Source organism: Mesorhizobium sp. LNHC252B00 (assembly GCF_000502955.1).
In the GTDB taxonomy this organism is placed as follows: Bacteria; Pseudomonadota; Alphaproteobacteria; order Rhizobiales; family Rhizobiaceae; genus Mesorhizobium.
Window position 1 is genome coordinate 21,372 of record NZ_AYWO01000014.1, and the last position, 24,100, is coordinate 45,471.

At 61.2% G+C, this 24,100-nt stretch carries 21 protein-coding genes, 1 pseudogene and 1 riboswitch; of the genes and pseudogenes, 10 read left to right on the forward strand and 12 right to left on the reverse strand.

Features of this window, described 5'->3' with window-relative positions:
* Nucleotides 1–5 precede the first annotated feature (5 nt).
* From X744_RS152205 to X744_RS152185, 5 genes are all read left to right on the forward strand, one after another.
* Complete coding sequence (locus tag X744_RS152205) at nucleotides 6–1,280, forward strand: NAD(P)/FAD-dependent oxidoreductase (protein WP_023760313.1); 1,275 nt, start codon at nucleotides 6–8, stop codon at nucleotides 1,278–1,280.
* A gap of 72 nt (nucleotides 1,281–1,352) precedes the next feature.
* Nucleotides 1,353–1,769, forward strand: coding sequence for a RidA family protein (locus X744_RS152200; RefSeq protein ID WP_023760314.1), 417 nt, complete (start codon nucleotides 1,353–1,355; stop codon nucleotides 1,767–1,769).
* A gap of 5 nt (nucleotides 1,770–1,774) precedes the next feature.
* A complete protein-coding gene (locus X744_RS152195; protein WP_031260566.1) occupies nucleotides 1,775–2,449 on the forward strand; it encodes a DUF1028 domain-containing protein in 675 nt (224 codons plus the stop codon).
* A gap of 27 nt (nucleotides 2,450–2,476) precedes the next feature.
* On the forward strand, nucleotides 2,477–3,967 hold the full coding sequence (locus X744_RS152190) for an aldehyde dehydrogenase (RefSeq protein WP_023760316.1): 1,491 nt from the start codon (nucleotides 2,477–2,479) through the stop codon (nucleotides 3,965–3,967).
* A gap of 50 nt (nucleotides 3,968–4,017) precedes the next feature.
* Nucleotides 4,018–4,953 (forward strand): LysR family transcriptional regulator, encoded by a 936-nt coding sequence (locus X744_RS152185; protein ID WP_023760317.1) that lies wholly within the window; start codon nucleotides 4,018–4,020, stop codon nucleotides 4,951–4,953.
* 12 nt (nucleotides 4,954–4,965) lie between these two features.
* Here the strand turns inward: X744_RS152185 and argE are convergent, their stop codons facing one another.
* Nucleotides 4,966–6,132, reverse strand: coding sequence for an acetylornithine deacetylase (gene argE, locus X744_RS152180; RefSeq protein WP_023760318.1), 1,167 nt, complete (start codon nucleotides 6,130–6,132; stop codon nucleotides 4,966–4,968).
* Nucleotides 6,133–6,411: 279 nt separating this feature from the next.
* Between argE and X744_RS152175 the strand changes: the two genes are divergently transcribed.
* Complete coding sequence (locus X744_RS152175; RefSeq protein ID WP_031260567.1) at nucleotides 6,412–8,481, forward strand: NAD(P)-binding protein; 2,070 nt, start codon at nucleotides 6,412–6,414, stop codon at nucleotides 8,479–8,481.
* A gap of 2,252 nt (nucleotides 8,482–10,733) precedes the next feature.
* On the opposite strand, the gene X744_RS152165 is transcribed toward X744_RS152175, so the two are convergent.
* Both X744_RS152165 and X744_RS0137360 read right to left on the reverse strand, forming a co-directional pair.
* Nucleotides 10,734–11,207 (reverse strand): hypothetical protein, encoded by a 474-nt coding sequence (locus X744_RS152165; RefSeq protein WP_023760321.1) that lies wholly within the window; start codon nucleotides 11,205–11,207, stop codon nucleotides 10,734–10,736.
* 190 nt (nucleotides 11,208–11,397) lie between these two features.
* Entirely contained in the window at nucleotides 11,398–11,703 is a 306-nt protein-coding gene (locus tag X744_RS0137360; RefSeq protein ID WP_031260570.1) for a ribbon-helix-helix domain-containing protein, read from the reverse strand.
* Nucleotides 11,704–11,929: 226 nt separating this feature from the next.
* On the opposite strand from X744_RS0137360, the gene X744_RS152160 reads away from it, so the two are divergent.
* A complete protein-coding gene (locus X744_RS152160; protein ID WP_031260572.1) occupies nucleotides 11,930–12,325 on the forward strand; it encodes a VOC family protein in 396 nt (131 codons plus the stop codon).
* A 657-nt stretch (nucleotides 12,326–12,982) separates the two neighbouring features.
* On the opposite strand, the gene X744_RS152150 is transcribed toward X744_RS152160, so the two are convergent.
* From X744_RS152150 to thiC, 6 genes are read right to left on the reverse strand one after another with little or no spacing between them, the layout of a single operon-like run.
* Nucleotides 12,983–13,747 (reverse strand): hydroxymethylpyrimidine/phosphomethylpyrimidine kinase, encoded by a 765-nt coding sequence (locus tag X744_RS152150; protein WP_023760325.1) that lies wholly within the window; start codon nucleotides 13,745–13,747, stop codon nucleotides 12,983–12,985.
* Nucleotides 13,738–14,343: a thiamine phosphate synthase gene (locus tag X744_RS152145; protein ID WP_023760326.1), complete on the reverse strand. Its 606-nt coding sequence runs from the start codon at nucleotides 14,341–14,343 to the stop codon at nucleotides 13,738–13,740. Before X744_RS152145 ends, X744_RS152150 begins: the two co-directional genes overlap by 10 nt.
* The gene (locus tag X744_RS152140; RefSeq protein ID WP_023760327.1) at nucleotides 14,340–15,113 is read right to left on the reverse strand and encodes a thiazole synthase; all 774 of its coding nucleotides are present in this window, start codon (nucleotides 15,111–15,113) and stop codon (nucleotides 14,340–14,342) included. The genes X744_RS152145 and X744_RS152140 overlap by 4 nt, the downstream gene beginning before the upstream one ends.
* 3 nt (nucleotides 15,114–15,116) lie before the next feature.
* Complete coding sequence (gene thiS / locus X744_RS152135; protein WP_023760328.1) at nucleotides 15,117–15,314, reverse strand: sulfur carrier protein ThiS; 198 nt, start codon at nucleotides 15,312–15,314, stop codon at nucleotides 15,117–15,119.
* Nucleotides 15,283–16,284: a glycine oxidase ThiO gene (thiO, locus tag X744_RS152130; protein ID WP_023760329.1), complete on the reverse strand. Its 1,002-nt coding sequence runs from the start codon at nucleotides 16,282–16,284 to the stop codon at nucleotides 15,283–15,285. Before thiO ends, thiS begins: the two co-directional genes overlap by 32 nt.
* Nucleotides 16,281–18,116, reverse strand: a complete 1,836-nt coding sequence (gene thiC, locus X744_RS152125) for a phosphomethylpyrimidine synthase ThiC (protein WP_032907654.1) — start codon at nucleotides 18,114–18,116, stop codon at nucleotides 16,281–16,283. The genes thiO and thiC overlap by 4 nt, the downstream gene beginning before the upstream one ends.
* A gap of 103 nt (nucleotides 18,117–18,219) precedes the next feature.
* Nucleotides 18,220–18,336: riboswitch (TPP riboswitch) on the reverse strand.
* A gap of 231 nt (nucleotides 18,337–18,567) precedes the next feature.
* Here thiC and X744_RS0137365 point away from each other — a divergent pair.
* Nucleotides 18,568–19,254: a DUF309 domain-containing protein gene (locus tag X744_RS0137365; protein WP_245266715.1), complete on the forward strand. Its 687-nt coding sequence runs from the start codon at nucleotides 18,568–18,570 to the stop codon at nucleotides 19,252–19,254.
* Nucleotides 19,255–20,295: 1,041 nt separating this feature from the next.
* Here X744_RS0137365 and X744_RS152120 read toward each other — a convergent pair.
* Nucleotides 20,296–20,889 (reverse strand): GIY-YIG nuclease family protein, encoded by a 594-nt coding sequence (locus tag X744_RS152120; protein ID WP_023760333.1) that lies wholly within the window; start codon nucleotides 20,887–20,889, stop codon nucleotides 20,296–20,298.
* Between the two features lie 332 nt (nucleotides 20,890–21,221).
* On the opposite strand from X744_RS152120, the pseudogene X744_RS12800 reads away from it, so the two are divergent.
* Nucleotides 21,222–22,055, forward strand: a pseudogene (locus X744_RS12800) (Shedu immune nuclease family protein); the annotation flags it as partial.
* A gap of 107 nt (nucleotides 22,056–22,162) precedes the next feature.
* Nucleotides 22,163–22,327, forward strand: a complete 165-nt coding sequence (locus X744_RS1000000176275; protein WP_348626167.1) for a hypothetical protein — start codon at nucleotides 22,163–22,165, stop codon at nucleotides 22,325–22,327.
* 67 nt (nucleotides 22,328–22,394) lie between these two features.
* On the opposite strand, the gene X744_RS0137370 is transcribed toward X744_RS1000000176275, so the two are convergent.
* On the reverse strand, nucleotides 22,395–22,871 hold the full coding sequence (locus X744_RS0137370; protein WP_031260578.1) for a hypothetical protein: 477 nt from the start codon (nucleotides 22,869–22,871) through the stop codon (nucleotides 22,395–22,397).
* Between the two features lie 241 nt (nucleotides 22,872–23,112).
* The gene (locus X744_RS12795; RefSeq protein ID WP_023760336.1) at nucleotides 23,113–24,099 is read right to left on the reverse strand and encodes a hypothetical protein; all 987 of its coding nucleotides are present in this window, start codon (nucleotides 24,097–24,099) and stop codon (nucleotides 23,113–23,115) included.
* Between the last annotated feature and the right edge of the window lies 1 nt (nucleotide 24,100).

Sequence of the window (24,100 nt, forward strand, 5' to 3'; positions counted from 1 at the left end):
CTGAAATGTCGGTCGAAAAAATAAACACGCTTGTTGTTGGCGGCGGCCAGGCGGGGCTGGCCATGAGCGAACATCTGCGCAAGTGCGATGTGCCGCATCTTGTCCTTGAGCGGCATCGCATCGCCGAACGCTGGCGCTCGGAAAGATGGGACTCCCTGGTTGCCAACGGACCTGCCTGGCACGATCGTTTTCCGGGCATGGAGTTTCCGGATACCGATCCCGATGCCTTTGTCTCCAAGGAGGAGGTTGCCGACTACTTCGTCGCCTACGCGGAAATGATCTCAGCGCCCATCCGCTGCGGCGTGGATGTCGAGAAAGTGCAGGGGCTTGTCGGCCGTCCCGGCTTCCGGGTCAAAACCTCAGGCGGCGTCATCGAGGCCGCCAACGTGGTCGCCGCCACCGGGGCCTTCCAGCACCCTGTCATGCCGAGCATCGTGCCTCGGGATGCACGGCTCATGCAGCTCCATTCCAGCGCCTATCGCAACCCCGACCAGCTGCCCAGGGGCGCGGTCCTGGTGGTCGGGTCGGGCTCCTCGGGAGTGCAGATCGCGGACGAACTCCTGCGCGCGGGAAGGAACGTCTACCTCTCGGTCGGGCCGCATGATCGTCCTCCCAGGGCCTATCGCGGCCGCGATTTCTGCTGGTGGCTGGGGGTCCTCGGCAAGTGGGACGCCCAAGCGCCGGCGCCTGACACGGAGCACGTCACAATCGCGGTGAGCGGGGCGCGCGGCGGCCAGACGATCGACTTCCGGCGCCTTGCCGCGCAGGGCATGAAGCTCGTCGGCAGGACGGAACTGTACAAGGATGGCGTGATGACCTTCGCCCCCGACCTTGGCAGGAACATCGCCCGCGGCGATGCCAACTACATGTCGCTGCTGGACGAAGCCGACGCCTATGTTGCCCGCTACGGCCTCGACCTTCCGGAAGAGCCAGGTGCCCGCAAGATCGAACCGGACCCGCCATGCCTGACTGATCCAATTCTCGACCTGGACCTCGCCAAGGCCGGAATAGCCTCGATCATATGGGCGACGGGATTCAGCTTCGATTACAGCTGGCTGAAGGTCGACGTGTTCGGCGAGAAGGGCAAGCCGAGGCATCAGCGCGGTGTCTCGAGCGAGCCGGGGATCTATTTCCTGGGTCTGCCGTGGCAGTCAAGGCGCGGGTCCAGCTTCATCTGGGGCGTCTGGCACGATGCCAAGCATCTGGCGGACCATATTTCCACGCAGCGCAAGTACCTGACCTATCATTCGTCCGCGAAACGCCAGATCAGGGCGGCATAGCGAGGGCCGGCGGCAGCCTGGCGCTGTGAGCGACGATATTCCGATGAAGAGCCCGATCCGATGGAGACTAGGATGGCGCACACAAGAATCCGTAAGTTCAATACGAAAGACACCTATCCCGAGCAGAAGCTCGACAATGATCTGTGTCAGGCGGTGGTCACGCGGGGCGGCCGGACGGTCTATCTGCGTGGCCAGTGCCCGCAGGATCTCGACACGGCCAAGAATATCGACAGCCATGATCCGGCCGAGCAGACCCACAAGGTGATGCAGAACATCAAGCAGCTCATCGAAGAGTGTGGAGGCAAGATGGAGCATCTGGTCAAGGTGGTCGTCTACATCACCGACGTGCGCCATCGCGAGGCGATCTACCGCACCATGGGTGAGTATATCAAAGGCGTGCATCCCGTTTCGACCGGCCTTGTCGTGCAGGCCCTGGCGCGGCCCGACTGGCTGGTCGAGATCGACGGCACCGCTGTCATCCCGGACTGACGCTGATGACTTTTTCCATTGTCGCGCGGTGCAGCCGCACCGGAATGTTCGGCGTCGCGGTGTCGTCTTCCTCTCCGGCGGTGGCGGCGCGCTGCGCCTATGCGCAAGCGGGCGTGGGTGCGGTTGCAAGCCAGAACGTCACCGATCCGACGCTCGGCACAAGGGGGCTCGAGCTGCTGGCGCGCGGCGCCTCGGCCGCCGAGGCGGTCGCCATCCTGAAGCGCACCGGCACCTACAGCGAATACCGGCAGGTTCTGGCCGTCGATGCCGCCGGGACCACCGCCATTCATTCCGGCGCTAGGGCGCTTGGCATCTGGGCGCAAGCGCATGCGGAAAATGTCGCCTGCGGCGGCAACATGCTCGCCCATGACGGCGTACCGCAAGCCATGGTGGAGGCCTTCCTGGCTTCTGAAGGCCATCTCGGCGACCGCCTGATCGCGACCATGCGCGCCGCGCTGAAAGCGGGTGGAGAGGCCGGTCCGGTCCATTCCGCCGGAATGAAACTGGTGCGCGAGGTCGCATGGCCCGTCGCGGACCTGCGCTGCGACTGGAGCGACGGCTGCCCGATCGAGGAACTGGCGGCATTGTGGGATCGCTATAAGCCGCAACTCGATGCCTATGTGACCCGGGCGATCAATCCGTCCGATGCGCCGAGCTACGGCGTGCCGGGTGACGAGTAGCCTGCACGCGTGGGGGAGGGCAGCCAAATGAGCGGACTCAGTCACAAGGACTGGATCGGCAAAGCATCCGCGATCCGTTTTCGCGACAAGGCGTTCATCGACGGCAAGACGGTCGCGGCCCGTTCGGGCCGCACCTTCGCCAGCATCAATCCGGCCACCGGCGAAACGCTGGCCGAGGTGGCGTCGTGCGGCGAGGAAGATGTCGATCTGGCTGTCGCCGCGGCGCGCCGCAGTTTCGAGGCGGGTGTCTGGTCACGCACCAGCCCGGCGCACCGCAAGGAGGTGCTGCTGCGGCTGGCGCGGCTGCTGCGCGAAAACCTGCAGGAGCTTGCCCTGCTCGAGTCGCTCGACATGGGCAAGCTCGTCACGGATGCCGCGACTGTCGATGTCCCGGGTTCGGCGGCGATCTTCCAGTGGTATGGCGAGGCCATCGACAAGCTCTACGACGAGATCGCGCCGACCGGCGTCAGCGATCTGGTGCTGATGCGGCGCGAACCGCTCGGCGTGATCGGTGCCGTGGTGCCGTGGAATTTCCCGCTCGACATGGCGACCTGGAAGTGCGCGCCCGCGCTGGCGGCGGGCAATTCGGTGGTGCTGAAGCCCGCCGAGCAGTCGCCCTTCTCGGCGCTCCGGCTGGCGGAACTCGCGATGGAGGCGGGCCTGCCCGCCGGTGTGCTCAACATTGTGCCTGGCCTTGGCGAGACAGCCGGGCAGGCGCTTGGCCGCCACAAGGACGTGGATTGCCTTGCCTTCACCGGATCGACATCAGTCGGCAAGATGTTCCTGCAGTATTCGGGTCAGTCGAACATGAAGCAGGTCTGGCTCGAAACAGGCGGCAAGAGCCCGAACCTCGTCTTCGCCGATTGCGGCGATCTCGATGCGGCGGCCGACATGGCGGCGTTCGGCATCTTCTTCAACCAGGGCGAAGTTTGCTCGGCCAATTCGCGCCTGCTCGTTGAACGCTCCATCAAGGACACGCTCCTGGAGAAGCTGGCACAGCGCGCGGCGGCCACCCAGCCTGGCGATCCGCTCGACCCGGCCTCGAAAATGGGCGCCATGGTCGATGCCCGCCACGCGGCCAACGTCATGCGGTTCGTCGAGGCCGGCAAGAAGACCGCGCGCCTGGTTGCCGGCGGCAATCGGGTCACGGTCAACGGCCGCGGCAGCTTCATACAGCCCACCATCTTCGACAATGTCGCCCATGACGACCCGATTGCCAGGGATGAGATATTCGGACCGGTGCTTTCCGTCATTGCCTTCGACGATGAAGAGGAGGCTACCCGTATAGCCAATGACAGCCCGTATGGACTGGCGGCATCCTTGTGGACCGACAGTCTTTCGCGCGCGCACCGCGTCGCCGCTCGTCTTCGCGCCGGCACGGTTTCCGTCAATACGGTCGATGCGCTTAGCCCGATGACCCCGTTCGGCGGCGTCAAGCAATCCGGCTTCGGCCGCGACCTGTCGCTGCATGCGCTGGACAAGTACACCGCGCTGAAAACGACATGGATCAAATATTGAGCCAAGGCGAGCGCTTGATCGCAACGCCCAAACCGGCAACATAGCCGCCCATGCCGCTACGCTTTACGCTGAGACAACTGGAATATTTCGTCGCCGTCGGCGAAGCCGGCTCCATTACCAAGGCGGCCGAACAGGTCAATGTTTCGCCGCCTTCGATCTCGGCATCCATCGCGCAACTGGAGGCCGAATTCGGCGTCCAGCTTTTCGTTCGCAAACATTCGCATGGCCTGTCGCTCACGGCCGGCGGGCGTGTTTTCCTCAAGGAGGCCGCCAGGCTGCTTGCCGACGCCGACGCTCTGCACGATATCGCCGGCGACATCGCCGAGAAGGTGCGCGGGCCACTGGCGATAGGATGCCTGCTGACCTTCGCGCAGATCGTCTTGCCGACGCTGCGCATGAAGTTCGAGCGCGCCTATCCCGAGGTACGGTTCAGGCAGTTCGAACGCAACCAGGGCCAGTTGCTCGAAATGTTGCAGCGAGGCGAAATCGACGCGGCGCTGACCTACGATCTCGAACTGTCGCAGGACACGACTTTCGAACCGCTGATGCTCGTGCCGGCCTATGTCATGCTGCCGCAGGGGCACCGCTTCGCCAGCAAGGCTTCCATCACGACGGAAGAACTGGCCGACGAACCGATGGTGCTGCTCGACCTGCCATATAGCCGCGAATATTTCCTTTCGGCTTTTCATTCGCAGGGGATCCGACCGAACATTGCCGAGCGCACCGGCGACATCGCGGTTATGCGTTCGATGGTCGCGAACGGCTTCGGCTATGGCATCGCCAACATGCGGCCGCTCAATACGCTGGCGCCCGACGGCAAGCCGCTGGTGTTCGTGCCTCTGGAAGGCGATTTGCGGCCGCTTACCATGGGGATCGCCCTGCCCAACGCCGAGCACCGCACGCAGACGGTGCAGGCATTCATCGATCATTGCCGCCGTTTTGTCGTCGAACAGGGCGTGTTCGGGAGTGGGCGGGTCGTGGAATAGCGGCAGCCTCTATCAGGCGGCGTGAAACTGGTGATCTGAAAGCAGCCGCAGCAGATTGTCCAGCATGTCGTCGCAGCGGCGCATCTGTTCGACGCTGACGAATTCGTCCGGTCTGTGTCCTTGCGCCATCGAGCCCGGTCCGCACACGATCGTCGGCGTGCCGAGATCGCGGCTGAACAATCCACCTTCGGTACCGAAGGCAACCTTGATGGTGTCATTGGCACCGGTCAGCGACTTCACGAAGGCCACGGCCTGCGAATTCGCCGGCGTGTCCAGACCCGGATAGGTGTTGGTGATCTCGATGTCGACGGCAGCCTCAGGCGCAATCGCTGAAGCGGCAGCGGCAATGCGCGCCGCCTCCGCGCGCAGGCGCTCGAGGATTTCGTCGGGATTGTCGGCCGCTATATTGCGGATCTCGAAGTCGAGCTGACAGAGGTTCGGCACGATGTTGAGCGCCACGCCGGCATTCATCTTGCCGACGTGGACGGTCGTGTAGGCAATGTCGTAGTCGCCGTCGCGCGCGCCATCGACCGCCAGCCGGTCTTGTTCGCCGCGCAGTGCGGCGACGAAGTCGCAGCCGAGATGTATGGCATTGAGCGCCAAGGGGGCGAGCGCCGAATGGCCTTCCCGTCCCCTGCAGATGGCGCGAGCGGCAAGCTTGCCCTTGTGGCCAGTCGCGACATGCATGCTGGTCGGCTCGCCGACGATGCACAGCAATGGCCGTAGCGGCGCAGCCCGTAGCATGTCGATCAGGCTGCGCACGCCGATGCAGCCGACCTCCTCGTCATAGGAAAGCGCCAGATGCAAGGGTGTTTGCAGAGGTATTTTCGAAGCTTTGAGACACGCCGCAAGCGCGCAGGCCACAAAACCCTTCATGTCGGCCGCGCCGCGGCCGTAAAGCTTGCCGTCTCGCGCGGTCATCTCGAAGGGCGGCAGCGTCCAATCCTGTCCGTCGATCGGCACGACATCGGTGTGGCCCGACAGCATGACGCCAGCAGCGTCTGTCGGCCCGATGGTGGCGAACAGGTTGGCCTTGTGGCCATCCGCGCTGCTGATGATCTGGCACGCAATGCCCTGTGCCGCCAGCAGGTCACTCACATAGCCGATGAGGTCGAGGTTCGAGTCGCGGCTCACCGTCGGGAATGCGATCAGCTTTTCAAGGATTTGGATGCTGTCCATGCGTTGTATGTCTCCTTGGCCGTGCGCGCTATCTAGCATCGCGTCGCCACGGCCTTGAAGTCGCATTTGGCTCAGCCGGGATTCACCGGATGCTAATCCAGGCGGCCGGGGCTGATTAGGCGCGTCCTAATCGGCACAGAAGAAATCTGTAGTTTTCCGGCACGCGCCGCAACTTATGAGTAGTTTGACGGCATCTACACGCTGGGCAGACCAGCTTGCGCCAGGGTCAAAACCACCGCAGCACATGCCGTGATGCGACCTTGGCAGGAAGGAAGCACCATGCGTGATCCACGCTACGACATTCTGTTCGAGCCGGTGAAGATCGGTCCGGTGACCGCCAAGAACCGCTTCTACCAGGTGCCGCACTGTAATGGCGGTGGCTATCGCGATCCGTCGGCCGCGGCCGAGATGCGACGCATCAAGTCGGAAGGGGGCTGGGGCGTCATCTTCACCGAGCAGACCGAGATGCACCACACCTCGGAGATCACGCCTTTCATCGAGCTCAGGCTGTGGGACGACGCTGATATTCCAGCGCTCGCCAAGATGGCCAGCGCCATGCATCAGCATGGCGCGCTGGCCGGCGTCCAGCTGGCCTATTCAGGCATCAATGGCCCGAACCTCTACACCAAGGAAGTGCCGCGCGGGCCGTCGGCCCTGCCTATCCGGACCTTCACCAACGATCCCGTTCAGGCGCGCGCCATGGACAAGCAGGACATCCGCGACCTGCGCCGCTGGCACCGCAATGCCTTCAAGCGCGCGAAGCTGGCTGGCTTCGATCTGGTGTGTCTCTACGGTGCGCATGGCTTCGGCATCATCCAGCACTTCCTGTCCACCGCCACCAACCAGCGTAGCGACGAATATGGCGGCTCCCTGGAAAACCGCTCGCGGCTGATGCGCGAGCTGATCGAAGAGGGCAGGGATGCCATTGGCGACACCTGCGGCCTGACGCTGCGGCTGTCGCTGGACGAGATGATCGGCGAGCTTGGCTTCGTCAATTCCGAGGTGCGCGACATGATCGAGATGCATGCCGATCTGCCCGATCTCTGGGATCTGGCGCATGGCGCCTGGGAGGATTGTTCGGGGCCGTCGCGGTTCAAGGAGGAGGCCGCGCAGGAAAGCCTCGTCTCCGGCATCAAGAAGCTGACCTCGAAGCCGGTCGTGGGTGTCGGTCGCTTCACGTCGCCGGATGTGATGGTGAAGATGATCAGGTCTGGCACGCTTGATTTCATCGGCTGCGCGCGACCGTCGATTGCCGATCCGTTCCTGCCGAAGAAAGTGGAAGAAGGGCGCATCGAGGACATTCGCGAATGCATCGGCTGCAATATCTGCATCACCGGCGACATGACCATGTCGATCTCGCGCTGCACGCAGAACCCGACCTTCATGGAGGAATGGCGCAAGGGCTGGCATCCGGAGCGCATGCAGCCCAAGGGCGGCAGCGAGAGCGTGCTGATCGTCGGCGCCGGTCCGGCCGGACTTGAAGCTGCTCGCGCGCTCGGCCTGCGCGGCTATCAGGTCGCCATTGCCGAGACTGGCATCGAACTCGGCGGCCGCGTCGCGCGCGAATGCCGCCTGCCCGGGCTCTCGGCCTGGGGCCGCGTGCGCGATTATCGCCAATACCAGCTCAGCCAGATGCCCAATGTCGACATCTATTTCGAAAGCCGGTTGTCGGCGCAGGACATCCTGGCCTTCGGCTTTCAGAACATCGCCCTCGCCACCGGCTCGACATGGCGGCGTGACGGGGTGGCGCGCGCCCATGTGGTGGCGATGCCGATCAGCCCGGCCATGCCGGTCTACACGCCGGACGATTTGATGGGTGGCAATGTGCCTGCCGGCAATGTCGTGCTGTTTGACGACGACCACTATTACATGGGTGGCGTTCTGGCAGAGTTGATGGCGCGCAACGGCGCCAAGGTGACGCTGGTGACGCCGTCCGCCTATGTATCGGACTGGACTCGCAACACCTTGGAGCAGGGCGCAATCCATCGCCGTCTGGCCGAGCTCGGCGTCGAGATCGTGCTGAACCGGACTGTTACGCGCGTCGTGCAAGGCGGCGTTGCCACTGCCTGCTCCTACACCGGCGCCGAACGCGACGTCGCCGCCGACGCCGTGGTGCTGGTGACGTCGCGCCAACAGGAGGACCAGGTCTGGCGCGAGTTGAAAGCGCGGCGGCACGAATGGGCCGACAATGGCATTCGCTCGATCAAGGTCATCGGCGATGCCGAGGCGCCAGGTCCGATCGCCTGGGCAACCTATGCCGGCCATCGCTTCGCGCGTGAGCTGGACGAACCCGATATCGGTGATGCGCTGCCGTTCCGGCGGGAAGTCACGGCCCTGGCTGCGGAATAGGGTTGGGAACCACGATCCAATCCATCGAGTTGCCGTGGTTCCGACAGATGCTGTAGACGAGCGGCCCTAGTCTTAGTTTAGAGGAAACCGCGGCGGATGCCGTATTGTCCGAGCTTGCGATAGAGCGTCGGGCGCGAAATACCGAGCCTCAAGGCAACTTTGCTGAGATTGCCACTCTCCGCGGCAAGCGCGTTCTTGAGCGCCTGGCATTCTGCATCCTCGAATGTGCAAACTGGTGCTTCGAGCATGGCTGCGGGATGATCGTTGTGCCCGATCATAGTGTTGCGATTGCCCGCATTGATTTCCCCAGGAAGATCCGAGAGCTCGACAGTGCCGCCACGCGCCAGAATGTGCAACCGCCCGACGAGGTTCTTCAGTTCGCGCACATTACCCGGCCAATGGTAGGCGAGCAGGACCTCGAGCGCTTCTTGCGAGAATTCCAGCGGGTCCTCGCCTGCTGCGGTGGCGATCTGCCGGTTGAAATGTTCGATCAGCAGCAGCACGTCCTCGCCGCGCTCGCGCAGCGGTGGGACGGTGATCGAGACCGCGCCGATTCGATAGTAGAGATCGCGACGGAAGCGGCCTGCGGCAACTTCCTGGTGGAGATCGCGATTGGTCGAGGCAACCAGGCAGATCGGAAGAGCACACGTCTGAACTNCCACGCGCTCTTCCAGGACACGCAGCAGAAACGGCTGGATCTCAAGCGGCAATTCGCCGATCTCATCGAGACTGAGCACGCCGCCATTGGCGAGCTCGAAAACGCCCGGCTTGCCTTCACGCGAGGCGCCGGTAAAGGCACCAGCGACATGACCGAACAATTCGCTGCCGAAAAGGTCCTTGGTAATCGCCCCGCAATTCATTGCGATGAACGGATCATTCGCCGTGCGCTGGCTGCCTGCATGGACAAGACGTGCAAACAGCTCTTTTCCAACACCCGTCTCACCTTCGACCAATAGCGAAGCGGCACTGTTCGATTGAGCGACGCGACAGGCGACGTCAATGGCGGCCCGCAACGCTTCGCTTTCGCCGACAATCATGGCGACAGCATCCCGAAGATGCTTGTTCATTTCCCGGTGGACCACCGCCACGCTTGAGACTGCCGGCACGGGGGGGAACACCAGCGCAGCGCCGCGAAGGTCCCCGTCAAGCTTGAGCGGCGTAATGTGGCAGGATCGCAGATGTGCCGGAAGCGCTCTGGCGAGGTCGGCGTCGGAGCCGGAGGACGGAAGGTTCATCAACCAGCGGCCACGGCCTGGCTCCATCGGGCCGTCCATCATCTCGGTGGTCTCGCCATCGGGCACGTTGTTGCAGAAGATGGCGCGGCCGCGATGGTCAACGATGACCAGCCCGTCTTTTCGGCGGTAGCTTGGAGCCGAAGCGATGAAGGCTTCGAGCAGACGCGTGCGCTGTTCCTGCTGCTGTTCGGCCAATGCCTTTTCGATCTGCCGGGCCGTGGCGGCAACGAGCGCGGTGTTGTGCGGCCGAAAGATAGGCGAATAGCCTGACAAGTCGACGACCCCGATGATCTTGCCATCCAGTGGGTCGCGGATCGGCGCGCCGGCGCAAGTCCAGGATTTGATCCCGGCGCAGAAATGCTCGGCCGCATGAACGAAAGTTGGCTCCCCGGTCCACAGCGCGGTGCCGATTCCGTTGGTTCCGACTGCGTCTTCGTTCCACTTACCGCCGATGCCGAGGTGGATATCCATGCCGTCATGCAGCGTCTTCTTGTCGCCGATGGCGTCGATCAGCACACCGTCGCTGTCGGCCAGAACCAGCATCGCGCCTGTCCCGTCCAGCAACTGGCCAAGGGAAGCAAATGACCGGCGCGCCGCCGAGAGCAATTCGGCATTGGCGCGGGTCAGATATTCGATCTCGTCGCGATCACTGCTCAGCGGCGCTTCAATACCTTGAGCGTTTATGCCGCCGGAGGCACTGCGATACCACGAATCATGAATGAGGGAGCGGACGTGGCTTGGGTGGACAGGATCGCGGGCACTTTTGGGCTCGTCAGCCAGAAAATTTTCCCAGGCGCGCATGGTGGCACGCTCGTCATAGTCGATGTTGCCCAGAACCATTTGCCTGGCTGCCGCCGACGCATGTGCTGGAAGAGCATCGATCTTCATCTGATTGGGGCTTATCTGGCGTTTCATTCAGTCATCACAGAACCTTTGAGGCATGCCATTTCTGTATGCTGTCGCGTCGTACCCGGCGCGGATTGGACGTGCACACAGGCACGCCCGGCGTCTGCACGGTCAGTTGATGCCGAGTTTCGCGCCGATGTCGGCGGCAAGCTGTTCCTCGGTATAGGTGGCGGCGAGATGGGCCCCGTCTAATTCGGAGAGCGCCGCAGCGATGGATTCGTCTACCGGCGAGAAAAAGCCATTCTGCTTCGTCGCCAGGACGAAGATCTGGTCGCCACCTCGGTTACGGACATCGCCGATGTGATGAAGCTGGCGGCCCGAGTTCTGATCCTTCGAGATTACACGGCCGTTCATGGTGACCTGGATGGACGGCTTGGCTTCAGCCACGGGCGTCGTGCTGCCGCCGACATGGATGATAAGGCCTTCAGCTTTCGGCTGCTGGCGTGGCTTTCTCGAAGCCGAATAGCCACCGCCGCTGATCTGGTCGGCAAGGCGAACGATGGTCGAGCGGTTCTGCTCGATCAGTTTTTTGACCTGTACGTCCTCGCGCCGCGGGCCGTCCCGCTTAGAGAAAATCTCAACCATGAATCCTCCCAGATTCGCTCCTGCGTCGCCGTTGGTGCGGCTTATTTCTTGTTATGAGATGAACTCTATACCGCCTCTGTCAAGTTCGCCATTCCTTATCACATAGCGCCAAAATTCGGTTTGCTGGTAGCAGGCGGCTGCTACACGGGTTTTTCCGGTACGCGGGACGTTTTGAGAAAATGCCCGCGGGTCAGGCTGCCTTGTTCGTGAATTCCGAGGGTTTGCTGTCGAGTGCTTGTCTGTCGCGCAGATAGAGCGCGCACGTGGTGCGCAGCATGGAGGCAAAGTTCGGGATTTGGCCGTTGATCTCCAGCGCTTCGTCGTAAAGCGTTGAGAGGAATTTCGGCGCCGTCATCCCTTGCCCACGGGCGATCTCGTCCAACAGGGTCCAAAAAGTAGCTTCGAGTTGGATGCTGGTCGAATGGCCGCCTATTCGAACTGAGCGATTGATTAGCCGATAGCCTTCCGGATCCTGCCCGGCAAAGACCTGACACATGCGAAGACCTCCCTTTTGATGCCGCTGGGCGAAAGCATTCCAGCGCCTATTCGGCCCGATGATACCAAACCGAAGCGCATTTTCCACTGCATTTGCAGTGGCTGCAATCGGACCTGCTGCGCAGACCATCCTTCAGCCAATTGCTCGACGTGGTAACCGGCTGCCACCCCTTTTTGCGCCAATGGGCCACGTTGTTCGAAATCTGGCGGCAGACTGGAGGCTCCCTTTGGCGAAAGCAATTCATTCGATGATCCGGGTCGTGGACGAGCACCTGTCGGTCAGTTTCTACAAGAGCGCATTTGGACTCGATGTTGCGGACCGGCTGGATTTTGACACGTTCACTCTGGTTTATCTGCGCAATGCGGAAGCCGATTTCGAGCTTGAACTGACGATCAACAAGGGCAGGGAAGAGCCCTACGCGCTTGGCGATGGTTATGGCCACATGGCACTTTGCGTTGACGATATCGAGGCAGAGCACAAGCGCTTGGCGACGGCAGGTTTCAATCCGCGAAGAATTGTTGAATTCAACCACGAAGGCGGGCTGCTTGCGCGGTTCTTTTTCGTCGCCGACCCCGACGGTTACCAGATCGAAGTGCTGCAGCGCCACGGACGTTACCAATAGTGCGCTGCGCCCGGATGTGGCAGTGCAATCTGACTTTGCTGTCGGCCAGTCTAACCGTCGAGAACCGTCTTAGTATTCGGTCGACGTGCATCACCACCAAGGCCTGAGCGGCGGAGCTTCGTTCGAGCACAGCCATGGAAAACGAACGGCATGATCGTCGGCCGCCGCATAGGAGTGCGGCTGGTCGGTGAGGAGCACGCGGCCTCCCCGGCTTGCAAGACTAATCGTTGCGGAGCCGACCGATCGTCCAGGACCACATCTCGAACATGGTTCGGCCGGAGGTCGCTGTCATCAGTTTCGCCTCGCTCCCTTGCGGGGTTTACCAAAGCGTTGCTGGTTTGGTCCGTTCGATCGTTTCGTCTGTGATTTTCTTCCGAAGTTTGGCCCAGCAAATCGGTGACGGAGAGCGAGAACGCGAAGGCCAGCCGGCACAAGACTCCAACGCTTGGGTTTGCCTTTACCTGTTCGATGGCCACGACGGTGCCCTTCGACAGACCCGCGCGCCTTGCAAGCGCATCAAGGCTCATATTCTGCAATCACCGCAAATGCTGCACTTAACGAAAGCGCCGTTCCCGTACTGGCGGACATTAATCGTTCGCGGACAGAGCTGGATATCTTGATTGTTGGCCCGCCGCGATTGGATTGACCGAGGCAAAGTCAATTTCGTCCGACTGCATTCTTCTGCAGCTTCTCGAAGACAAACAGCTTGCCTTCGCGCACGCTGCCTTCAATTGAGGTCTTTGCCAGATGTGCCGCAATCGCGCTGGCCAGCATGCAGCCCGTCCCGCGCATCGATACGGCAAGGCGCGGCATGTCAAAGCGGATTGGTTCTTGATCCAAGCGCAACAGAATATCGGTCGATCGAAGTCCCGATGCATGGCCGCCCTTGATCAGCAGGGCCTGCATCCCGGCCACCAGCAATTCCTGGCCTTGCCACACTGCGCCGTCTTCATCCACCGCTGGCTCTAAGCCAACAAGATGCGCCAGCTCGATGAGATTGGGTGTGACGAGGCGGCAAAGGGGCATCAGGTCGCGTTTCATGGCGGCGATGGCCCTTGCGTCCAGCAGCGCCCGGCCTGACGTCGAGGCCAGCACCGGGTCGAGTACTGCCGGCACCTGTGGATTTTCGCGTAGCACAGCCGCGACGGCAACGACGACCTCAGCCGTTGCCAGCATGCCGATCTTGATTGCCGCCACTTTGTTGGCCTGCAGCGCAGCGCGCATCTGATTGGCCACAAGATCGGGCTGCGAAGGATGGATTTCCATCACGGCTTCGTGCGTCTGCACCGTTAGCGCGGTGACGGTAAGGCAGGTGCGCACGCCAATGGAAGAGATCGTCTCGATATCGCGTGCAATTCCAGCCCCACCGCTGGAGTCTGATCCGCCGACCACGAGCACATGCGGTTCTCGCCTCAGCGCCATGGCTTTGTCTTTTCGATCCATTCTCGCGTGCGCGCTTCGGAATCGGCATTCAACGTGATGTCGGTGACCACTGCCGCGCTGTCCGCACCAGCCTTGAAGACACCGTCGAGCCGGTCAGGGGTGAGGCCGCCTATGGCGACTAGGGGAATGGGTACCACCCGATGCTTCCACTCGCTGATCCGCTTGAGCCCTTGCGGCGCCCATTTCATCTGCTTCAGGACCGTGGGATGGATGGGGCCGAGCGCGATATAGTCGGGCTCGGCAGCGATGGCCGTTTCCAGTTCTAGATGATCGTGCGTGGAAAGCCCGAGCTTCAATCCGGCGTACTTAATCGCCAGCAGGTCGGCCGCAGCCAAATCCTCTTGGCCGAGATGGACGAAGTCGCAGCCTTCCTCAATGGCGAGCCGCCAATAGTCGTTGACGATCAGTTGGCAACCATGGACCGCGCAGACGCCGTTCGCGCGGCGGATTTCCGTCCGTAGCGTGGCCTCGTCCCTATCCTTGATGCGCAACTGAACCAGCTTGACGCCAAGCGGCACCAGCCGTTCGATCCAGGCGGCGCTGTCGACGATCAGGTAGAACGGATCGAGCTTCATGAAAAAACCCCCCTGCCAATTGTCGGCGTCGACGGCACGGCGACGTCGCGCGGTTCGAGCATCCCGGAGCTGAAAGCTTCACGACCGGCCTCGACCGCCTTGCCGAACGCACGCGCCATGCCGACCGGATCGGCCGCCTTGGCGACTGCAGTGTTCAGGAGTACGGCGTCAAAGCCGAGCTCCATGACGGTTGCCGCGTGCGATGGCCGTCCGAGCCCCGCATCCACAATCAGCGGAACGCCTGGGAAATGGCCGCGCATCGAGCGCAGCGCCGTGATGTTGATCGGTCCGAGGGCGGAACCGATCGGCGCGCACCACGGCATCAAGGCCTTGCAGCCCGCCGCAAGCAGCCGCTCGGCGACGACAAGATCATCGGTGGTATAGGGGAATACCGCAAAACCGTCCTCACACAGGATGCGGGCGGCTTCGACCAGACCGAAAACATCCGGCTGCAGGGTGTCGTGGTTGCCGATCACTTCAAGCTTGATCCAGGTCGTGCCGAAGACTTCGCGCGCCATTTGTGCGGTCGTGACCGCTTCCTTGACGGAGTGGCAGCCAGCAGTGTTGGGCAGGATTCTGACGCCCAGCGAGCGGATCAACGACCAGAATTTTTCGCCAGCCCTGCCGCCTGCCATTTCACGGCGCAACGAGACGGTCACCACCGCCGTGCCCGATGCCCTGACTGCATAGGCAAGCATGGCCGGCGAAGGATATTGAGCCGTGCCAAGAAGCAGGCGCGACGGAAGCTCGGCTCCATAAAGCTCGATCATGGCCTAGCCGCCCTGCATGGGCGAGAGGATTTCGATCCGGTCGCCGTCGTTCAATTGGAATTCCGCCCTGTTGGCTTTGTGCACGAGGTCGTTGTTGACGGCGGTCGCGAGCCAATCGCCCTCATAGTCGAGCGCGGCAAGCAGCGCCTCCAGTGTTGTGGCGGCAACCTCATGCGCTTCGCCGTTGACGGTCAGTTTCATGAGCAAGCTCCTTCGTTCTGTCGTGACTGAAAACCAGCTTGGCAGCCCGGCGCGCCATGGCGGGAGCCAGGAGAAAACCGTGACGATAGAGCCCGTTTATCGCGATGATTTCACCCTTCGTTTCGACGCGCGGCAAATTGTCGGGAAAGGCTGGGCGGACGCCGACACCGGTTTCAACGATCTCGGCCTCCCCAAAGGCCGGGTGGAGAGCATAGGCGGTACCCAGCAGCTCCATCATGGAGCGCGCCGTGACCGGTCCGCCGGACTGGCTTTCAATCATCGTCGCACCAATCATGAAACGGTGGTCGGTGCGCGGCACTGCATAGAGTGGAAAGCGCGGATGCAGCAGCCTGACGGGGCGCGACAGCGAGATATCAGGTGTACGCAGGGTGAGCATTTCGCCGCGAACGCCGCGCAGCCAGTCATTTTGCGCCGCCATTCCCGTACAGTCGATCTGACGATCGAAACCAAAAACATGCTGGGCGTCGGCGCCGAAGTAGAATTCAACACCCGTGGCCGCGAGCTTGTCATGAAGTGCTGCCATCGCCTGGCGCGGATCAAGATGGCCCTCAGCGGGGAAGAGCAATCCGCGGCGGAAGCGGCCGGCTAAGTCGGGCTCCAGCAAGGCAATTTCATCTTCCTCGACGCGCCGATAGCCCGTCGTGCGGCTGGCGAACCGGTCGAGCTCGCCCGCATCGCGCGGCGCGGCCAAGACCAGCGTTCCCCGTCGTGCTACCAAGCCGGGCGTTGCGGCGTCCCACCAGTCGGCGGCGTCACGTCCGAGATCCAGCACCGGCTGCTCGGCGCTTTCACGCTCGCACCACGGCGCCAGCATGCCACCGGCGAACCACGACGCGTTGCCCCCAAGGGCAGGCCTTGTCTCGGCAACGGTAACCGCCGCGCCGCGTGCGGCGAATTCGAAGGCGGCGGTGAGGCCGGCAACGCCGGCCCCTTTGACCAAGACCTTCATGATGGCTCACGTGGCTGAGGTATGAGCGGTGAGCCGGTCTCGTCCGCCGGCAGATAGAGATCGCCGCCCTCGCGGTACTTCGCCGCCATCGCCGCCATGCCCTCTTTCTGTGCCTCGGCGCGGATGTCGTGAGAGATACGCATGGAGCAGAATTTCGGTCCGCACATCGAGCAGAAATGCGCCACCTTGTGCGCTTCCTTGGGCAAGGTCTGGTCGTGGAAGGACCGCGCGGTTTCCGGGTCGAGCGACAGATTGAACTGGTCCTCCCAGCGGAACTCGAAGCGCGCGCGGGAAAGCGCGTCATCCCTGATTTTCGCTGCCGGATGGCCCTTCGCCAGGTCGGCGGCGTGGGCGGCGATCTTGTAGGTGATCACGCCGATCTTGACGTCGTTGCGATCGGGAAGGCCGAGATGCTCCTTGGGCGTGACGTAGCAGAGCATGGCGGTGCCGAACCAGCCGATCATCGCGGCGCCGATGCCTGAGGTGATGTGGTCGTAGCCCGGCGCGATGTCGGTCGTCAGCGGTCCGAGCGTATAGAACGGCGCCTCGCCGCAGACGGCGAGCTGCTTGTCCATGTTCTGCTTGATCTTGTGCATCGGCACGTGGCCAGGGCCCTCGATCATCACCTGGCAATCCTTCGCCCAGGCGATCTGCGTCAGCTCGCCAAGCGTTTCCAGCTCGGCGAACTGCGCCGCGTCGTTGGCATCGGCGATCGAGCCGGGACGAAGGCCGTCGCCGAGCGAGAAGGAGACGTCATAGGCTCTGGCGATGTCGCAGATCTCGGCGAAATGCTCGTAGAGGAAGCTTTCCCGGTGATGGTGCAGGCACCATTTGGCCATGATCGAGCCGCCGCGCGAGACGATACCCGTCACCCGGTCGACGGTCAGCGGGATGTAATGCAGCCGCACGCCGGCGTGGATGGTGAAATAGTCGACGCCTTGCTCGGCCTGTTCGATCAGCGTGTCGCGGTAGACCTCCCAGGTCAGATCCTCGGCAATGCCACCGACCTTTTCGAGCGCCTGGTAGAGCGGCACCGTGCCGATCGGCACCGGCGCGTTGCGCACGATCCAGTCTCGGATGTTGTGGATGTTGCGGCCGGTCGACAGGTCCATCACCGTATCGGCGCCCCAGCGGATCGCCCACACCATCTTTTCGACCTCTTCCGCCATCGACGATGTGACGGCGGAGTTGCCGATATTGGCGTTGATCTTGACCAGGAAATTGCGGCCGATGATCATTGGCTCGCTCTCGGGATGGTTGATGTTGGCGGGAATGATCGCCCGTCCGCGCGCCACCTCGTCACGCACGAATTCGGGCGTGACGAAATCGGGCAGTGTCGCGCCGAAAGCCTCGCCGTCGCGCTCAAGCTTGCCGTGCAGGATGTCGCGGCCGAGGTTCTCGCGGATGGCGATGAACTCCATCTCAGGCGTAATGATGCCGGCGCGCGCATAGGCAAGCTGCGTCACCGCCTTGCCTGCTTTGGCCCTGAGCGGTCGGTGGCGGATGGGAAATTCCGGCGTCAGGCGTTCGCCCGTCGCGAATCCGTTGTCCTCCGGCCGGACATGGCGGCCGTCACAGCCCTCGACATCGCCGCGGGCCAAGATCCATTCGTGGCGAAGCCGGGCCAGGCCTTTTTCGATGCTGGTTTCGACAGCCGGATCGGTATAGGGGCCCGACGGATCGTAGACGGTAACGGGCGGCTCGCCGGCTGTCGGATGGACGGAGATTTCGCGCATCGGCACCCTGATCTGTGGGTGGAGAGCGCCGGGCTTGTGGATCTTCCGCGAGGCGGGCAGCGGTCCCGTCGACACGGCGGGGGTAAGGGCATTCATCTTGAGGCTCCTTTGCTCATGCATTGGAGACCCAGTTCTGTGCCGGAAGGATGAAAAGACGCTTCTGTCGACCTGCCGAAACAGGACCTCGGGCGTAAACTCCCGCAAAGCGCTTGCACCGTCCCTACGCCAGTATGAACTGGATCAGGTTCAACGGGTCACTGCGCCGCGAAAGCCAGCAGTATCTCAGCCCCTTGCCGGGACTCCCCTGGTGAATGCCTCAGGTTGAACGGGCCGGCGCTATTTTGTCAAGCGCATTTGGCCCGCGTTGCGATCGGGGCTAAGCGCCGTCGTCCGAAAATAGTCCTGCATAGGGCCCCCCTATCACTCGCCGATTTTGCCCAAGAACGACGCCCTTTCTGAATGTTGAAAAGTAATAGCCCGTTTGAGATCCATGGATGAGCGATTCTGCGGATGCGATTGCCGCCGGTCGCGATCAGGATCTTTGCATATGAGAGACGTCAGAGCGCACACTCGAAAATCAGGGGCCCCACCGCCTTTTTTGTCCTTTCGCCAGCGGTTGCTTTCCGGTCAACGCGCGTCCGCATCAATTGCCAATCAACGCGCTTTCATGCTTGCTGGACCTATGTCTCGTCCTCGCTTGCTGCCCGATAAGAGTTTCCCGAGCTATGCGTATCTGCCCGGCAAATATCCGCATCCGGTCCGTGATCCATTGGGCCACAGTTACCGAACAGATCCGGTGACCGTCGCCGTTGGCGAAGAGCTGGAATCAGATGTGTTTCGGTGGGGGATCGACCTTTTCAACCACGGCTACTACTGGGAAGCCCATGAGGCTTGGGAGGCTCTTTGGCACGCCGCCAAACAAAGCGCTCAACATCGTTTGTTCTTCAAGGGACTGATCCTGTTGGCCGCTGCCGGGGTGAAAATCCGCGAGGGAAAACGCGGCGCTGTGGCGCGCCATGCGGGGAGGGCTGCAGCACTTTTTCGTCAGATCGCGAGGGTCCCGAATGGCCCATTTGAGACGGCACTCGGGACCACACTTGCCGCGCTCGCTGAACACGCCGAAGCGGCCGTAGCTTCCCCTCTTGTTCTACGGAAGCCAAAGCCAGGCCAGCCTGAGCCTGTTTTCGATTTCATACTTGCACCAAATCCGAGAGCGTCTGATCGGCAACCCTAGTGCCGTCCGACCGGCTTTAGCGAGAAGGGGTCTTTGAAAGCTGCTCACACTGCTTGCGGCGTAAACAACAAGAATGGGGTGCGGCTTCGTAAGCAGGACGAGGTGCCAAGCCTTTTTGTTCCCACGGCCCTGGCGGTCAAATTGTTCCTCGGCTCGCAGAGGACGCGACGGCGGTTAAGCGTACGATGGAATAGGTCACATGGTCCAAAAATCTCTCCCCGATGGTTGATTTTGGACTGACGGCTGCGTCGTTTTGATTCAGGATAGGTCGAACTTGGATGTCCTTTTCGGGGAGGAGGCGTGTGATTCGACCTTGCTTTCATGCCCCGCTAGCGGCTCGTTCAATCCACTTTGTTAACGCACCTGATCGCGTACCAAGAACTCGTGCTCATCCAGTTGGCGCGCCTTGGTCGCCGCCGAACGTGAGGGAAGTGCTGGCGCAAACCAACCTCGACTGCCAATCATTGGCGTTCGCCTTGGAGAGAGTGAGGACGCTTGCAGATCTTTGACAGGATCAATTCACTGATAGACTTAGACGATTGCCGGGCCGCGATCGAAGAAGCGCGCGCCTTGCTGCTTCAATTCGAACAAAGGTCTTAGGCGAGCCGCCACAGGCGAGAGCCCGTGGGCTGTGCCCATAGCTGCAGCCCGCTCCCATCAGACAATTTCACGAGTTTGGAAGCAGGGCGGGCGTAGAGGGGAAATGGTGCCCAGAGGCGGAATCCAAGTGAAGAAAATCCCGTTTTCCTTTCAGAGACTTATACGAAGGCTAGTCGCATCTGCTACCAACAGAAATACCAACAAAATATTTCTGTGGATTGGTTCGGTTCCTGCTATTTCTCTCAATGCCTCGCACCTGCACCTTGTCTCTTCCGGTTCGGTCTAGATCCTTCTTGGGTTATTTATCATCATGCAGGGGGTCGAGTGAAGACCACGGCTGCCCAAGACCACTCAATGAGAACGGATGGCCGCTTGCGGCCCAAATGCGCCTGATGTCGGTCGTTCAGTCGCTGTGCAAATGGTCCCAAAAGCCGCCGTCGTCTAAGCTAACCCGCTACGTCGCGCCTTACTTGCACGCCCTACTTTCAAGCGCTCTTCGTACTCCTTCCAAGCCATATAGTCTTCCTCGTTGTCAAAATCGGGCTGTGAGAAATCGGTGAGTTCATCGCAGCTTAAACAGTGAAACATCTGCGATGCGTCCTGAAAGTGCATGCCGCACAAGCAGCCACAAAACGGGCAGCACTCTTCAAGCTCGAGGTTGCTCCAGTCCCAGACGCCGAGATATTCAGGTACGCCGTCACGATCGTGACCGACGACTTCAAAGGCATCTGCATTCTTTTCGACGAAACCCTCGATGCCCGCGCGTTTCAGATCCTCGAGAATGTCGGCGGGTTGAAGGTAGAACCACTCTCTGGCGCTACTCCCTCCATGCCGGCCAATGTTATGCGCTGCATATTTCTCGTGGAGCCGCCTTTCCGTTTCGGCCTCATTCTCCGCTTCGATCCACCCCACTACCTTTAGCGGGCGCGAGTTGCCGGTCTGTAAGGCACCTCGACGACCTCTAAGGTTCGTCGCGCGACCGATCTTCATCCGCCAATCGGCGTTATTCTCCTCGAGGATGAAATAAATGGGCATCGCTAATCGCCTCCCATGTCAAACAAGCTACGCGGCTCTTACGCACTCACATGTCAGACGTTAAGGTAGAATTTTCGTGCGCCCCGAAAATCGGCGGGGTATGCCCATCCTCTATCCGGCCGCCGCGCTTCACCATTCAATAGGCCGGACTGCAGGGGTCAGCGTGTAGGGTGTGCGCAGATATTGCATCCTGACTGCGAGATCCAACGATTTATGATAGTATTCCCGAAACGTCGCTGGCGGGCCGGGGAATGAGTTATGACTACGATGAGCGTAAGTGGTTTTTGGAACGCCGTACTGACAAGACGATAATTAGTAAACGTATTCCTGGAATGGGTCCCGGCCAGCATCTGCGTATCGCTACACACATCGTAGAAGGAGAGGCCGGCCTCGTATTTGGAACGATAAAGGACGAAGTCGTCCTCCGCCGAACGCCGGCCGGAAGATACGAGCTAAAGGCCACGTTCCTTGAGGACGATCGATCGATCTCATCGCTGACTATTCAGAAACATCTTAGTCGGACAGGACCGCACGATAAGCAGCATTTCACGCTGGTCGGGCCGGAGATCAACACGCTGATCGGGTTCCTCGCAGGCCTTGAGACCATACCGCTCGACGACGCGTCAAAGGTTCACGTATCGGATGATGTGGTGCGCGACCTGGTGCTTAACCAGGCGCAAGCACGTCGCATCTTCGAGAAGAATTCCGACGTTTTCCTCGAACTGGCCCAGAACGAGGAAGTGGCAAGAGATTTGGTTGCACTCGGATATCGCCGAAAGCAGCTCGCTCACTTCGATCGACTGCTTAACGACAACGCATTCTTCTCCGCAGAACGGCAACGGCTCGGGTGCCGACCGGAAGACGTGTGGCAACGCTTCTTCGAGGCCAACACATGGATATTTGGGTACGGCCTGTCGTACCAGTTTCTTTCTTCGCTTAACGAGAGGAAACTGGAACAGATTGTGCGCGGTAACACGCTTGATGGCGCTGGAAAACGCGTCGATGGATTAATGAAGACCCGCGGCATTATCGGTTCACTGTGTTTTGTGGAGATCAAGCGGCACGACACGCCGCTTCTGGCTTCTTCGCGCTATCGCCCGGATACGTGGCAGCCTTCGTCCGAGCTTACCGGTGGCGTTGCACAGATGCAGGCAACGGTTCATGGTGCCGTCGAGCAGCTGGGATCTCTTTTGACGCCCAGCTCCGCGGACGGCGACCCGACCGGTGAAGCGCTATCAACATCGAGCCGCGATCCTGTCTCGTCATCGGTTCGCTGGCCGAATTTCAATCTGATCGTGGGACGAATCTCCCGAAGTTTCGCTCATTCGAGCTTCACCGGCGCCACACCAATCGCCCAGAAATTGTCACGTTCGATGAGTTGTTGGAGCGCGCGAGGTTCATCGTGGAACATGGTCCAGAGCAGATGGATCAAGGTTGATTGTCAACAGGGATGCTGCTTGTAGTGCAGGCCTCCGCTCACCGCGCTTGACTACCCATAATCCGACCTACCCGTGGTCGCCTGCTGACGCGCAACTTTTGGCTGTTAGAAGCCGACACGCCAGCTCAGGCCCACCCCATCGCGTTGCGAATGTCTCGGATACTTCAAACCAGCTGCCGTCATTGCCTGCACCATGGTTCTCGCCCATGCAGGAACATTCGCAATCGTGCCCAGTTGCGTTGAGGCAAGCAGGGGAACATTTCTCCTGCTCGCGGTACGGCTGAATAATGTAAACGCTGCGGTAGCGTACAAGCGCGCGATCGACGAAATCATTTAGCCAGGCTTTCGGCAACTCCCAGCAACGCAGCTCCTCGATCCATTCCGGGCGATGCCGGCGTTCATTGCGCAGCCACTTGCGATTGCCTTCTCCGTAGGGCAACCGCACCCGTAATTTCTCGCCCTTACCGATGCGTCGCAAGATGACCGGGATGGCTTCTTGATTCCACACCCGCTTCAGCTGCGCGTCGTCGAACAAAAGGTCCATGTCATCTTCCCCCGAGCGGCCGTTATAGTACGCGTTCGTTGTGCCGCAAGCGAGGTCGCCCTGGCTGGCCTTGCGCCTTGCAGGAACGCGATGCGGTCGTCGAGCGCTGGCCTCGCGAGGAGGTCGCGCCGACCTATGGCCGCGTGAGGGCCGATCCAAGCTGCGGCATCGCTGCCGCTGACGCGCTCGCGGACCATGTGAAACCGCGCGAAGTCATCCTTTCGCCCGAGACCCGACACCCTCATTGCCGAATGCGGTGCAGCCGAAAAAGCTTCTCGAAGAAATCCGTGATCCTCGCCTCGGCACCGCTACCGACCAGTTCATTCGCGCCGAACCGGTAGACCTCATATCCTGCAAGGCGCAGTTCACGGTCAGCCGACACCATGTCGGCATAGACATTCAATGATGGGAGGTCGTTTTCCGAGAAATGGTGCTTGCCATCGACCTCGATCACGATGCGTTGACGGTTGCGAAGTAACATAAGGAAGTCCATGCGCTGACGCGGCAGAGGCAGTCGATGACGCAGGGTCTTCACCACTGCAGGGTCATAGTGAAGATAGACTTGCGGCAGGAGTGCGGGCAACTCCTCGCCGAGGGCGGAGCGATAGGACTTGAAGTAGGTCGCGAAAAGCTTGCGTTCCGCGTCCGAGGCCAGCGATTCCTGAAGGCGCGCCCCGAGTTTTGCGGCATCTGCTCCCGGCGCAACCTCGCCCCACCAGGCGACGAGCTCCGACCACAGAAGTCCGCTCGCGCCGATCGGCCGGTCGTAAACAAGGCAGCTCTCTTCGCCGGACAGTATGACGATGTCGTTGTTGATCGCATCGGCGAAGCCGATCTCCGGCTTTGGTCCCCGCGAGGCAAAGATCAGGTTCTTCGGCCTGCCACCGACCCCGCGCACAAGAGAGCGAAAACTGAAGAGCGGATGACCGGAGATTTCGCCATCCTGGGCCAGCTCATATCCATCCCGCGAAAGGACCTTGTTCAGGGCAGCGACCGTCTTCGCCTGCTCATCGCCAGATCGGGAAAGGGGGTGAACAGCCTGTTCGAGCAAAGCGCCGAACCTGGCCCTTGAACAATCGAAGGCCCCGATCTTTCCAAAAAGGCCTTCCACCGACCAGTCGCCGGGATGTTGATCCATGTGCCGGATGATCTGGTCGCGCAAGCTCGGGCCCTTGCTTCCGAAGAAGGCTTCAAATGGAGAGGAAAGCGGGAAGTAGACCTCGATCACT